The sequence below is a fragment of the Mesorhizobium sp. WSM4836 genome (assembly GCF_055811815.1).
On the sequence record NZ_JBVVQF010000113.1, the window covers coordinates 1 to 295 of the forward strand.

The 295-nt window shown below is 60.7% G+C and carries 1 pseudogene; it reads right to left on the reverse strand.

Annotated features, from left to right (window positions below):
* Positions 1–103: 103 nt before the first annotated feature.
* Positions 104–295, reverse strand: a pseudogene (locus AC0L2P_RS32320) (DDE-type integrase/transposase/recombinase); the annotation flags it as partial.

Consider the following 295-nt stretch of genomic DNA (forward strand, 5'->3'; position numbering starts at 1 on the left):
CGATGATCTGCTCTTCAGAGAAGCGGCTGCGTTTCATGTCCTGGTCCTCTCGATGGGCCAGAACGAACTTCAAACCGGATTAGATCAGAGGGGCAAGGTCACAGGCGAGGATGGCGTTCGAGGTGAACTCGCTGCCATTGTCGCTGACGATCATCCTCGGCCGGCCCCGCTCGGTGATGAGCCGGTCCAATTCGCGGGCAACCCGCATGCCCGAGAGACCCGAGAGAGACGTATCAACGATGAGTGCCAGGCACTCTCTCGTGCAGTCGTCGACGACGGCCAGGATGCGGAAGCG